Here is a 12566-nt window from a genome sequence, read left to right on the forward strand (position 1 = left end):
AGCCCAAAAAAGTTATTAATCATATTACATAGCGCCTAGAACATTTAGGCCGGGTTTTGAAGAATTCCTTCATAAAACACAACCTATGATTCGCACTCGAACAAGATCAGGGAGACTGTGGGATAGTGAAGGGCGCGCCCATTCCCGGCCAATCCGGACAAGGCGAAGCGACCCCTCTGGCCGAGGACATCGGACAGGGCGCGGCGCAGCCCGTTCCGGTGCCGGCCGAAGGCGCGGCGACCGTCCATTCCGAAGAGGAATTCCAGTCGCTCCTGCGCCGCCTCGATCTCGCGCTCGGCGCCTCGGGCATCGGTGTGTGGGAACACTCCATTTCCGATGACACGATCAACTGGGATGCGCGGATGCACCGGCTCTACGGGACCACACCCGTTTCCCCCGTTCCGCTCGACATATGGTTGAACGCACTGCATCCGGAGGATGTGGAGAAGGCCGTTGCCGATTTCGAGGATGCGGCAAGACGGAAGGGCTCCTATCGCTCCGAATTCCGCATCCGGCTTGCCGACGGAACCGTCCGGCACATCCGCTCCATGGCGAACTACTATGTGGACGCCAACGGAGACCCGGCCTTCATCGGCGCGGAGTGGGATGTCACGGCCGATGTGGAGCTGACCAGGGCGCTCAGCCAGCAGCAGCGTCTGGCCGAGGAAAGGGCCGCCGCGCTGCAGGAAAGCCGGGCCCAGGTGGAATATGCCGCCGAGCACGATTACCTGACGGGTCTTCCCAACCGGCGCTCCTTCGACCGCTTCTGCCGCCAGCTTTCCGAGACGGGCACGCCGCGCCGGCTGGCGCTGATGCATATCGATCTCGATCGCTTCAAGCAGGTGAACGACGAGCATGGCCACGAGGCGGGGGACACCGTTCTCAGGACGGCTGCAGTCGCGATCCGCGCCGCGCTCGGCCCCGAGGACATGGCGGCCCGCATGGGCGGCGACGAATTCGTGATCGTATGCCTGGACGAACACGACCGGGAAGAACTCCGCCGCCGGGCGCAGGGCATCATCGACGCCCTGGGAACGGGCCTCGAACTGAACGGCAAGCCGCTCCTGACCGGCGCATCGATCGGCATCGCCCTCGAGACGGGGTGCCAGGTGGACGGTCTCCTGAAGGATGCCGACGTGGCGCTCTACAGCGCCAAGCGCCGCGGCCGGGGCCGGGTGGTGTTTTTCCATGCGGACCTGCTGGATACGGATGCCGCGGATCTGCGCCGCGCGGCCGAGCTCCGGGAAGCGATCGCAAGCGAACAGATCCTGCCGCTTTACCAGTGCCAGTGGGACGGGCGTTCCGGCCTGCTGGCGGGCCTGGAGGCCGTGCCCTGCTGGAACCATCCGGAAAAGGGGCTTCTCTCCATCAGCGACCTGCTGCCCGAGGTGGCGGAGAGCGGGCTGATGGCGCTGCTGGACCGGCACATGCTCGCCTGCGTGTTCCGCGACCTGCAGCACTGGGAAGACGAAGGCCATGCGGCGCCGAGGGTATCGCTGAGCATTTCGGCGGAACGGTTCTCTTCCGCCTCGCTGATCGAGGAAATGCGCCGTGCGGGCAGCCTGGCAGGCAGCATCTGCTTCGAGCTGAAAGCGTCCGATTCGCTGCGGGACATGACCGACGCGACGCTGCGCGCCACGGCCCAGCTGAAGGCGCTCGGCTGCGAGATCGCCGTCAGCGGCATCCGCGACGGCGAAGGCTCGCTGGTCGGGCTGCTGCGTCTCAGGCCGAACCGGCTGAAGCTCGACCGAAGCATGGTCGAGACACTGACGACGGAACTCGACCAGCTGCGCCTGCTGCATGCGATCAGCGACTTCGCCCGGGCCTTCGGCATGACGATCACGGCCGATGGCGTTTCCTCCCGCGAGCAGGCGGAGCTCTTGCGCAACCTGGGCTGTGCCACGCTGCAGGGCGATTACGAGGGGCCGCCGCTCGACCGGGACCTGATCCCCATGCGCCTGCGGCCGCTGCGACGCGACCTCAAGCGCTGAACCCCCTTTCCTCTCAGAAGGCCGTGACGGCTGCCGATCCGAGCTGGTGAACGGTGCCCGACGGCAGGGCCTGCCCGTCGGTGCCCGCGCGCGGTGACAGCCGAACCGCCCGCGTCTCACCCGGCGCCAGATGGAACCAGTCGTCGTCCGCCCGGTAGAGATCGCACTCCACATGGACCGATTGCGCGAGCCTGTTTGCGGCAAGGCGAAGGCTCCAGCCCTCCTCGTCCCGCACGAGGCTCGCCTCCAGGTCCGCCGCATGCAGCGCTGCCGTTCGGCCGAGCGGGAAATGGAAGGCATCGGCCAGAACCCTGCCCGTATCCGGATCGCGAAGCCGGGCCACCGTCACATCGTGGGACGGCGGGCCGAAGCGGAAGGCATAGGCGGTATCGAAGAAGGCGCCGAAGAGATCGGTTGCCGGAATCTTCCCGATGGAACGTCCCTCGAGCGCCAGACGCCGCCGGCCGGAGACGACCGGCATCGCGCCCTGCCTCAAGCAGACCAGCTCCAGATCCACGGTCAGCGCGGCGGCGCCTTCATGCAGCACATGGACATCGATGCCGTTGGTGCCCTCGTCGAGCAGCAGCACCTGGAGCGGGCGGAAGGCCCGCTTCAGCGCGTGATAGACGGGCTTCGGCTCGCCGGTGGAATCGATCACGCCCCAGCCGGGGCCGGGGAGGAAATCGGACAGTGTCCAGACCAGCGCGCCGCCGCAGCGGCTCCCGCTCCTGCGCCATTCCGCAAAACACGCTTCCGAGACCTCGCCGGTCACGGCACGGGAGAAGTCGAGATAGCGGGCCGGGTCCTCCCGACGCAGGCGCGCGGGATCGAAGCCGTAGAGACGCTTCAGATAATGATCGCGGGTATCCTCGAAGTCCCAGGAGGCGTCGCGGTCGCGCGGGACGCGGGCCTTCCAGCGCGGATCGTGGACGGCGGGGGCGCCCAGATGGACATCCAGCGTGCGCTGCGCGGGCACCTGCGCGAAGGCAAGCGATTCGGCCGAGAACCGCACATCGGCCCGGCGCGCATCATCGAGCGGGCGCTCGTAGGCGCCGACGCCATAGTAATGGGTGACGCCCTCGTTGGGCGCGAACGGCATGGCGCCGCCCGATGGCGAATTCGCCACATAGGGCACGTCAGGCCGCCATTCCGCGGCAAGCGCGCTCAGGATCGTCTCGCAGAGCGGCCCCTCCCAGATCGTCCGGGGCAGGCCGAGCATGGCGCCCTGCTGGTAGATTTCGCTGCCGCCGCAGAGCACCGCGAGAGAGGGCGACAGGCCGAGGGGCGCAAGAAGGTCCGCCGCCTCTCGCCGCACATGGGCGACGAAGGCTTCGTCCTTCACCGGATAGTCGAAATTGGCGAACATGAAATCCTGCCAGACCAGCAGCCCCAGCCGGTCGCAGCATTCGAAGAAGGCGCGGGTCTCGTAGGTCATGGTACCGCCAATGCGGATCATGTTCATGCCGGCCCGGGCGGCCTTTTCGAGCAGCGGGCGATAGGTGGCCTCGTCGCCGGCCAGACCGATCAGGTCCGCATTCGTCCAGACGGCGCCGCGGCAGAAAACGGGAACGCCATTCACCCTGAGGGCAAAGCCCTTGCCATCCTCGCCCCGATCGACCTCGATCCGCCGGAAGCCGGTCCTGCCGGCGGGAAGCGTGGTGCCGTCGATCTTCAGCGCCACATCGTAAAGCACGGGGTCGCCATGGGTATGGGGAAACCACGGCTCGATGCCGTTCAGCCTGAGTTCGGCATGCCGGTAACCATCCTCGCCCGCTTCGCAGACCGCTTCCGCGCCGTGGCAGACGAGGCGGATGTCGCCGGCGCCTTCGGCCCGGAAACGCACCGAAAGCCACCCCTCGCCTTCCGCCGTCAGCCCGGACCGGAAGGTCAGGTCGCCGATTGCGGCGCCCCCACGCCTGAGGAGCGAGACGGGACGGAAAGGGCCGGTGGCATGGATATCAGGGCACCAGCCCGGCATGTGGCCAAGGGCGGTGGTGCGCAGGAGCCTCAGCCCCTGATGGGACATCAGCCGCGGCCGCCAGCGGGCGCGCGGACCGGAGCGTTCGAGATGGGGTTTCAGCGCGCGGAAGCAGATCGCCAGCCGCTCGCCGCCCTTCAGCACCAGCGGCAGATCGTGGCATTCGAACATGCTTTCCGACGTAAGCACCAGCTTACCGTCCAGATGGACTTCCGCGATCGTGGCGAGACCCTCGAAGCGCAGCACGGCCTCGCCGGCAGGCAGGGGTTCTCCCCGGAGATACCAGGCATCGCGTTCGATGAGGGAGGGTGCAGAGGCGGGATCGAACCGTCCTGCGGCCGAGAGTGCTCCGGCCACGGTGCCGGGGACCGTCGCCTCGACGGCCTCCCCGAGCGGAAGGTCCGCGGGGGTCTCGAAAGCGCCCGCATCGGTGAGCAGGAGCCGCCAGGTGCCGCCGAGAGAGACGGCCTCCGCCGCCGGTGCCCAAAGCCGTTCCATGCAACGTTCCTCCCCGGACCAGCTTTCAGCCAAGGCTGCGGCGAAGCGAATCCATCATCTGGTCCCAGGCATGGATAGCCGGTTCCAGCGCGCTTGCAAGCGGATCGAATTTCCGCCGCGCGATCGCACGGGCGAGCTGGAACTGGACGGTTTTCGACACCTCGGCGATCTTCGATGCAGCATCCGCAGCCTCGCCGAAGCGCGCCCTGTCGAGCCAGGCGAGATGGCTGGAGGCGAGCTCGAAATTGGCGCCCAGCTGGCGCAGCGTGTTGAAGGCGTATTTGTGGAAGAAATCGAAGGGCCGCTCGGCCACCCGTTCCACCTGCCCCGGGAAGACCGCCGCAAAGGCGCGGACCGGGTTTGCCCCGGGCCGCCGCGCGAAATGGAAGGCCAGGAGGCGTTCGGCCACCCGCCGCTGCTCCGCCTCGCCGGGAACGGATGCCGGAAGCTTGGCAAACTCCGTATAGGGCAGGAAGGGCGGGTCCTCCGGCTTCAGGTGATGCTGGAAGAGACCGTCGAAATCCTCTCCCGCCAGCCGATAGAAGCCGGCATTGTGGAAATAGTCCATCACCCGCCCTTCGACATCCAGGCGGTTGATGCCGACGGTCGTCTTGCCATGCTCGCGGCGATAACCGGTCGCATGGGTGTCGGGCATGTAGAAGCTGTCCATCTCCACAAGGCAGAGCCGCCCGCGGGCGATCTGCTCCGCCACATGCGTCTCCACACGGTCGAAGATTGCAAGCTCGGTGGCGCGGATGCCGTAAAGCGCCTCCAGGTCCTCCAGCGGCACCTTGAAGAAGGTGAACTGGTCACCCTCGAAATCCTGCGTGAGGGTGAAGCCCATCATCGCTTCCGGCGAGCCGCCGAGCGCATGGACCGCCTCGATCCACAGATCCACATAGCAGTTCGTTTCCGGCCACATCCGTTCGCTCGAATGCAAGGCATGCGGGCGATAGGTGGCCGGATCGAGACCCGGAAATACGCTTATCATTCCGCTCAGCCCCAAAGCACCCGGCGCACGTCGTCCGGCCATTCCGCCACGTCGAGGCCATGGGTATGGAAGAGCGCGAGCGCGATGCGCTCCAGCCCGAAGCCGACGCAGGCGGTGTGCACGGGCTCGCCGCTTTCGAAGTGCAGGCCCCACTTCAGGCCGAACTGGTCCTGGTGGTAGTTGAAGCTCATGCAGGCCGTCGGCTTTTCGACCGAGGTGATCGGAATGAGAAGCTCGAACTTCAGGTTCTGGTCGCGCTGGTTGTTGACCAGCAGACGGCCCGCACGGCCGAAGAAGGGATCGTTGGCGACATCGATATGCACGTCGAGCCCGACGGACCTCATCATTTCGGTGCCGCGATCCATCCAGCGCTGGCGGAAGGCCATCACCTGGTCCTGCGGCCCCATGAAGACGTATTCGCGCATGCGGAAGAGCTGCTGGCGCGCCGGATCCTTGGAGGGCTCGTGGCGGAAGCAATAGGATTGCAGGTCGTAGAGCTGGCCTCCGGCCTTCACCGCCCCGCGCTTTGCGATCGTCGGGTAGAGGGGATAGCAGGCGGCCGGCGTCAGCACGATGTCGGTGGCTTCCTGGCCCTTGGTCCAGTCCTGGCCGTCCTCCATGCATTTCAGCAGGCTGACGTGATCCAGCTCGCAGCCGCAGAAGGAATGGATGGTGCCGGCAAGCTGCGGGAAGCTCTTCATGTAGCCGCTGGCCTCGAAATAGGCGCGGTTCATGCCGGGCGGGAAGCGGATCGCCTCCGCGCCATCGGGCCCGCCGGTGCGGTCGATGAGTCGCTCGAAGGCGGCAATCACGTCCTCGAACTGGCCGGAGCGGCCGTAAAGACCGTCGACGCCCGTTTCGATGAGAAGGCCCGCCTCGAAGAGGCGGTCGAGAAACGAAACCTGCATGTCCATTGTCTTCACCCCAGAAGGCTGGTGTCCTGCTTGTGCACGAGCAGCATGGAGGACGTGTTGCCGTAGATACGGTCGTTGCTGATCATCAGCTGGGCGGAATGCGCGTCGCGCAGGTTGCGGCCGAGGCTGAAGGGCGTCTTGTTCTTGTAACCCATGATGCCGCAGACCAGCATCGCGCCGTTGATGATCGGCAGGATCATCTCGGAGGAGCAGATCTTGACGTTGTTCATCGCCACCGCGAAGGCCATGGAGGAGAGCTTTTCCCCGTCATGCCGGGCCTCCTCGTAGGTCTTGAGGCCGGCGATCACGTTGGACTTGACCATCTGCAGCTGGGCGGAAATCTCGGCAAGCCGGACTGCGCCGGGCGGCGTCTGGCCGGGGGACTTGCGGGCCGCCGCCCTGACGAAGGCCTGCGCCTTGGCCACCGCATCTGCGGCAATGCCATACCACACGCCGCTCCACAGCAGATGGGAGGCCGCGAGCATGGACTGCGCCGCGATTTCGGCGAAGGGCTGCGGGAAGACCTGCTCTGCGGGCGCCTCGCCCCTGAACAGGAAGCCGTCCGAGCAGGTGCCGCGCATGCCGAGCGTATCCCAGACATGGGTGCGCTCGAGCGTATACTGGTCCTTGAGGAAGACGGTCATGACCTGATCGGACGGTGCTGCATCCTTGCCGGCGCGGGAGGTGATGAGGATCGCGTCCGACTGGGCGCCGTAGGAGATGACGGTTGCGTCCTTCTCGAGCCGGCAGCGGTCGCCGTCGATCTCGATGGCGCAGATCGAGTTGCGCAGGTTGCCGCCGATCCCGCCCTCGGTCGTGGCGGAACCCAGCAGAAGCTGCTCGCGCGCGACCCGGGCCATGAAGGCCATGTGCCACGGGCTCTGGAAACCGTGCTCCACCAGGCTGGACAGCTTGATGTGGTGCATGGCGAAGATCATCGAACTGGAGGCGCAGGCCTGGGAGATCACCGAGCACAGCTCGGCGATGTCGGAGAAGCTGGCACCCTCGCCGCCCTCGCTGACCGGCACCTGGATGCCGAGCAGCCGTTCCGCCTTCATGGCGGCAACCGCTTCCGCCGGGAAGCGGCCTTCCGCGTCGACCGCATCCGCATGTTGCCGGGCAACTTCGGCAACGCGGGCGGCGCGGACGTCGAGACTTTCCAACTGGACCTGAGCCGCCACGTTCATCAGGCAACCTTTCGTGCGGCGAGGATCTGCTGGACCGTATTCTCGATGGCCGCGATGCTCTGGAAGGACTTGCGGTTCAGCAGGTGATCGGGAAACTCGACGTCGAAGGCATCCTCGATGCCGAGCATCAGCTGCACGGAAGCAAAGGAGGACAGGCCCGCGGTGTAGAGATCCGCGTCGTCAGCAAGTGTTTCCACTGGCGTCGGGAGATTTCCGAGCTTGGCCAAGAGTTCACGGATCTTCTCGTTCATAGTATTCCCCTCGGGCGTTACTGGCACAATCACTTATTGGCGCAAATGGATATAGGTAATTCCATAAAATTCCGATAAATCTTGTAGTTAAGGGGGAATGAGGGCGATTGATCAAATGCAACGGAATTGTTTCGAAAGGCCTGCAACGCCAAGGCTTTGGCACCTGCGGCAGGGTTTCGGGCGATGGAGAATTCCGGCTTTCGCCGCGCGGCCTGTCTCATTTTAGAATAGATGGCCCGACTTGTCGGGTGTCCTGTACCGCGGAGGAACAGGCTCAGGCGAGGCGGTCGCGGTAGAGATGGGTCCGGCCGCGGAAATCGGTCAGCTCCCAGAGACCGTCCTCGACGGGCCGGACATGGCTGCTTTCGAGATCGACCTTTCCGTGACCGCCCGGAAGGTCGAGCACGTAGGTCGGGCGGCAGAGGCCGGAGAGATGGCCCCGCAGGGCGGAGACCAGCCCGAGCCCCTCGGCGATCGGCAGCCGAAAATGGGCGGTTCCGGGCGCCAGGTCGGGGTGATGGATGTAATAGGGCGTCACGCGGTGCTCGACGAAGAGGCGCATGAGGTGTGCGAGCACGTGCGTATCGTCATTGATGCCGCGAAGCAGGACCGTCTGGCTGAGCAGGACGACACCGGCATCGGACAGTCGGCGCAGCGCCTGCGTGGCGGCCGGCGTGAACTCCTGGGGATGGTTGGCATGGAGCGCGACATAGACGCTCCTCCCGAAGGCCCGCAGCGCCTCCGCAAGCGCCGGCGTCACCCGGCCGGGATCGACCACCGGCACGCGGCTGTGCAGCCGCACCACCCGCACATGCGGGATGGCGGAGAGCCGCTCCATGATGTCCGCCATGCGGCGCGGCGACAGCATCATCGGGTCGCCGCCGGTGAGGATCACCTCCCATATTCCCGGATGGGCCGCAATATAGGCAAGCGCCTCCTCCAGCCGGTCGCCCGCGAGGGTGCCGTCACCATCCGGCCCGACCATCTCGCGCCGGAAGCAGAAGCGGCAATAGACCGGGCAGACATGCAGCACCTTGAGAAGCACGCGGTCCGGATAGCGGTGGACGATGCCCTCCACCGGGGAATGGGCGTGATCGCCGATCGGATCGGCCAGCTCCTCCGGCCGGGTGGCGAGTTCCTCCGCCTGCGGCAGGAACTGGCGTCCGACGGGATCGTCGGCGTCGCGGATCTGCCCGGCCATGAGCGGCGTGACCCCAATCGCGTAGCGCTGCGCGACCGCGCGGGCCTCCTGCAGCCGCTCCGGTGACAGAAGCCCGGCCTCCAGCAGGCCCTCCGCCGTCGTGATGGTGCGTGCGGCCAAGGGTCAGACCTCCGCAACCGGTGCCCAGAGCACCTGCTCGATGCGGGTGGCACCAGTCGCCAGCATGACCAGCCGGTCGAAGCCAAGCGCGATGCCGCTGGCATCGGGCATGATCGACAGCGCCGCGAGGAAATCCTCGTCCAGCGGGTACTCCTCTCCGTAGACGCGCCGCTTCTCCGCCATTTCCGCCTCGAAACGCCGGCGCTGCTCGACGGGGTCGGTCAGTTCCCCGAAGGCATTGGCAAGTTCGACACCGCAGGCATAGAGCTCGAAACGCTCCGCCACCCGCGGGTCTTCGGCCGACCGGCGGGCAAGGGCCGCCTCGCTGACCGGATAGCCGTAGAGGATGGTCGGGCGCCCGAAACCGAGCTTCGGCTCGATGCGCTCCACCAGAACGCGGCTGTAGAGATCGGCCCATGTATCGTCCGCCGCATGGCGGATGCCGGCCGCCGCGAGGGCCCTGGCCAGCGCATCCCGGTCTGTCTCGCCCGACGCGCTCGCGGTGGCAAGCAGATCGATGCCGGCGAAGCGCTGGAAGGCTTCCGCGACGCTCAGCCGCTCCGGCTCCAGGAAGGGATCGCAGGTCTCCCCCCGCCAGGAAAAGAGGGTTGTGCCGGTCGTTTCGGCCGCAAGGCGCAGAAGCGCTGCGCAATCTTCCATCAGCACGTGGTAGGTTTCGCCGGCCCTGTACCATTCCAGCATGGTGAATTCCGGGTGGTGCAGCGGCCCCCGCTCCCGGTTGCGGTAGACATGGGCAAAGCAGGCGATGCGCGGCTCGCCGGCCGCGAGGATCTTCTTGCAGGCAAATTCCGGCGAGGTATGGAGAAAGAGCGGATGCCGCCCGCCGGCATGGTCGATCGCCTCGGTGCCGAAGGCGTGGAGATGCGCCTCGTTTCCCGGCGAGACCTGCAGCGTCGCCGTATCCACCTCGATGAAGTCGTGACGGGCGAAATAGCCACGGAAGGCCGCCTGGATCGCATTGCGGCCGAGAAGGAACGGCCGCCGGTCCCGATGCACGTCGGGGGTCCACCAGGGAGACGGGCGATGCGGTATCGCGGCCATGGCTTTTCCTTGCTTTCTTCGCTCTATTTCATGCGCCGAGGCTGGCATTTTGCGGGAAATTAGGATAGGTCCCGGCCCTGAAAAGAACAAAGCCGTCTTCAGGGGCCCCTCGTTGCCGTCCCTCTACGACGCCAGAACAAGAGTTACAAGGACGTCTTCATGGTCAAGATCATCGCATCGTCGCTGCGCAAGGGCAACGTCGTCGAAGTCGACGGCAAGCTCTACGTGGTGCTCACCGCCCAGAACTTCCACCCCGGCAAGGGCACCCCGGTGACCCAGGTCGACATGCGCCGCATCGTCGACGGCGTGAAGGTTTCCGAGCGCTGGCGCACCACCGAGCAGGTCGAGCGCGCCTTCGTGGAAGACCGTCCCTACCAGTTCCTCTACGAGGACGGCGAAGGCTTCCACTTCATGAACCCGGAAACCTATGACCAGATCGCCGTCGATGCGGAAACCGTGGGCGACCAGAAGGCCTATCTGCAGGAAGGCATGAGCTGCATCCTGTCGATCCACGAAGGCGTGGCGCTCGCCATCGAGCTGCCGCGTCACGTGACGCTGGAAATCGCGGAGACCGAGCCGGTCGTGAAGGGCCAGACGGCCTCCTCCTCCTACAAGCCGGCCATCCTGTCGAACGGCGTGCGCACGCTCGTTCCGCCGCACATCACCGCGGGCACCCGCGTCGTCATCATGACGGAAGACGGTTCCTACGTGGAACGCGCGAAGGACTGATCCCCCGCGCGACAGCACGCACGCGAAGCCGCCTCTCCTTCCGGACAGGCGGCTTTTTTCATGTCCCGCGCCCTGCGGGGGCCGGCTGTTTAAGAGTACCTTTATTCAATTCCCCGATAACCGCTGGAGAGAGAACCGGATAAGACGGGGTTTCGAACCGTGCGCATGACGCTGCAAGACATCGAAAACATCGGGACGCCCCATGAACAGGCGGCCCCGGCCAGTGCCATTCCCCTCGTCGTCGCGCTCGAAGGCGGGCTGATCTCCACCCCTGTCCGCCTCGAGGCGCTGGCAGCCGCCCTTTCCGCCGGAGAGGGAGCAGAGGCGCTGGCGATCCTCTTGCGCGGCGGCTGCGGGTCCATGGCTGCGGAAATCGCCGGCACCCTGCCGCTGGTTCCGGAAACGGTCCGGCTGATCGAAAACGCAAGGGCCGGCGCGCGGCCCGTCTATCTGCTCGTGCCGGAAAGGCTGCTGCCGCTTGGCGGGGCGCTTGCCGCGCGCCTCGGGCCCATCGACGGGCTTCTGCCGCTCGAGAGCTTCACCGCCTCCCCCTCTGCCGCGCTGAAGGAGGCGGGCCTGGGGCCGGTCTTCGATTATGCAGGTTCCGCCACGCCGAAAGGCGGCCCCTGGCAGGGCGCGCGCCAGGCCTTCGCGATCGGCATGACGGCCCGGCAGGCGGCCGCCTTCCGCAAGGCGGATGCCCCGGTTCTGCCGCTGTCGGCGCCCGGCTCTTCCATCGTCGCGCTCCTCAAGCTGCTGCGCCCGCATCAGTATGCCAAGAACCTCCTGGTGCTGGTGCCGCTGCTGACCTCCCACCAGATGGGCCTGCATTCCCTTTTCGCCGCGCTCCTCGCCTTTGTCTGCTTCTCGCTGACGGCGTCTGCGGTCTATGTGCTCAACGACTTCATCGACATGCATGCCGACCGCGCGCATCCGACGAAGAAGCGCCGGCCCTTCGCCGCAGGAACCGTGCCTCCCGCGCTCGGGCTTTCGCTGATCCCGCTGCTGCTCTTCGGTGCCGGCCTGACGGCGACGGTCCTTCCTCCCCTCTTCGGCCTCTTCCTTGCCCTCTATGTGGGGCTGACCACGGCCTATTCCTTCTCCCTGAAGAAGATGATGCTGGCCGATGTGACGGTGCTGTCGCTCCTCTACACGCTGCGGGTCGTGGCGGGGGCTGCCGCGATCGGCGTGGACATGTCCGAATGGCTCTTTGCCTTCTCGCTGCTGATGTTCACGGCGCTCGCCCTCACAAAGCGCTACGTGGAGCTTTCGGCGCGGCTCGACCGGGACCTTCCCGATCCCTCCAATCGCGACTACCGGATCTCCGACCTGCCGGTCGTGGCTGCGCTTGCCGCTGCCGCCGGCATGAACGCGATCACGGTTCTGGCCCTCTACGTGAACTCCGAAACCGTGAAGCGGCTTTACGCCCACCCCGCGCTTCTGTGGCTTCTGTGCCCGCTCTTCCTCTACTGGATGTCGCGGGTGCTGCTGCTCGCCCATCGCCGGCAGCTCCATGACGATCCGATCGTCTTTGCCCTGAAGGACGTGCGGAGCTGGCTTGTCGGGGCGCTTTGCCTCGCGCTCATGGCACTGGCGGCCTGAGCGATGCCTGCGCCTGCACACCAAGCCATGCCGGCACCGGAA

Annotated in this window: 10 protein-coding genes; 3 read left to right on the forward strand and 7 right to left on the reverse strand. The window is 66.1% G+C overall.

All coding sequences use genetic code 11. The annotated features are described in order from the left end of the window. The first annotated feature begins 125 nt into the window (after positions 1–125). Positions 126–1991, forward strand: a complete 1866-nt coding sequence (locus tag GGR23_RS17745) for an EAL domain-containing protein (protein WP_183367662.1) — start codon at positions 126–128, stop codon at positions 1989–1991. A gap of 13 nt (positions 1992–2004) precedes the next feature. On the opposite strand, the gene GGR23_RS17750 is transcribed toward GGR23_RS17745, so the two are convergent. From GGR23_RS17750 to epmA, 7 genes are all read right to left on the reverse strand, one after another. Further along, positions 2005–4467, reverse strand: coding sequence for a glycoside hydrolase family 2 protein (locus GGR23_RS17750; protein WP_183367663.1), 2463 nt, complete (start codon positions 4465–4467; stop codon positions 2005–2007). Positions 4468–4492: 25 nt separating this feature from the next. Further along, the gene (locus GGR23_RS17755) at positions 4493–5458 is read right to left on the reverse strand and encodes a DUF1839 family protein (protein ID WP_183367664.1); all 966 of its coding nucleotides are present in this window, start codon (positions 5456–5458) and stop codon (positions 4493–4495) included. A 5-nt stretch (positions 5459–5463) separates the two neighbouring features. After that, entirely contained in the window at positions 5464–6372 is a 909-nt protein-coding gene (locus GGR23_RS17760) for an amino acid--[acyl-carrier-protein] ligase (protein WP_183367665.1), read from the reverse strand. Between the two features lie 5 nt (positions 6373–6377). Further along, positions 6378–7559, reverse strand: coding sequence for an acyl-CoA dehydrogenase family protein (locus tag GGR23_RS17765; protein WP_183367666.1), 1182 nt, complete (start codon positions 7557–7559; stop codon positions 6378–6380). After that, the gene (locus tag GGR23_RS17770; RefSeq protein WP_183367667.1) at positions 7559–7810 is read right to left on the reverse strand and encodes an acyl carrier protein; all 252 of its coding nucleotides are present in this window, start codon (positions 7808–7810) and stop codon (positions 7559–7561) included. Before GGR23_RS17770 ends, GGR23_RS17765 begins: the two co-directional genes overlap by 1 nt. A gap of 274 nt (positions 7811–8084) precedes the next feature. Further along, entirely contained in the window at positions 8085–9131 is a 1047-nt protein-coding gene (locus tag GGR23_RS17775) for a lysine-2,3-aminomutase-like protein (RefSeq protein ID WP_183367668.1), read from the reverse strand. A 3-nt stretch (positions 9132–9134) separates the two neighbouring features. After that, positions 9135–10193: an EF-P lysine aminoacylase EpmA gene (gene epmA / locus GGR23_RS17780; protein WP_183367669.1), complete on the reverse strand. Its 1059-nt coding sequence runs from the start codon at positions 10191–10193 to the stop codon at positions 9135–9137. Between the two features lie 159 nt (positions 10194–10352). Here epmA and efp point away from each other — a divergent pair, with 159 nt between their 5' ends. Next, positions 10353–10922, forward strand: coding sequence for an elongation factor P (gene efp / locus GGR23_RS17785; RefSeq protein ID WP_183367670.1), 570 nt, complete (start codon positions 10353–10355; stop codon positions 10920–10922). 165 nt (positions 10923–11087) lie between these two features. Continuing rightward, on the forward strand, positions 11088–12524 hold the full coding sequence (locus GGR23_RS17790) for a UbiA family prenyltransferase (protein WP_183367671.1): 1437 nt from the start codon (positions 11088–11090) through the stop codon (positions 12522–12524). Positions 12525–12566: the final 42 nt, after the last annotated feature.

It is taken from the genome of Gellertiella hungarica (assembly GCF_014197145.1).
Taxonomy (GTDB): domain Bacteria; phylum Pseudomonadota; class Alphaproteobacteria; order Rhizobiales; family Rhizobiaceae; genus Gellertiella; species Gellertiella hungarica.

Coding starts and splice junctions, on each gene's coding strand:
- GGR23_RS17750 (WP_183367663.1), bottom strand. CDS start 4,467: ATGGAACGGCTTTGGGCACCGGCGGCGGAGGCCGTCTCTCTCGGCGGC.
- GGR23_RS17755 (WP_183367664.1), bottom strand. CDS start 5,458: ATGATAAGCGTATTTCCGGGTCTCGATCCGGCCACCTATCGCCCGCAT.
- GGR23_RS17760 (WP_183367665.1), bottom strand. CDS start 6,372: ATGGACATGCAGGTTTCGTTTCTCGACCGCCTCTTCGAGGCGGGCCTT.
- GGR23_RS17765 (WP_183367666.1), bottom strand. CDS start 7,559: ATGAACGTGGCGGCTCAGGTCCAGTTGGAAAGTCTCGACGTCCGCGCC.
- GGR23_RS17770 (WP_183367667.1), bottom strand. CDS start 7,810: ATGAACGAGAAGATCCGTGAACTCTTGGCCAAGCTCGGAAATCTCCCG.
- epmA (WP_183367669.1), bottom strand. CDS start 10,193: ATGGCCGCGATACCGCATCGCCCGTCTCCCTGGTGGACCCCCGACGTG.
- efp (WP_183367670.1), top strand. CDS start 10,353: ATGGTCAAGATCATCGCATCGTCGCTGCGCAAGGGCAACGTCGTCGAA.
- GGR23_RS17790 (WP_183367671.1), top strand. CDS start 11,088: ATGACGCTGCAAGACATCGAAAACATCGGGACGCCCCATGAACAGGCG.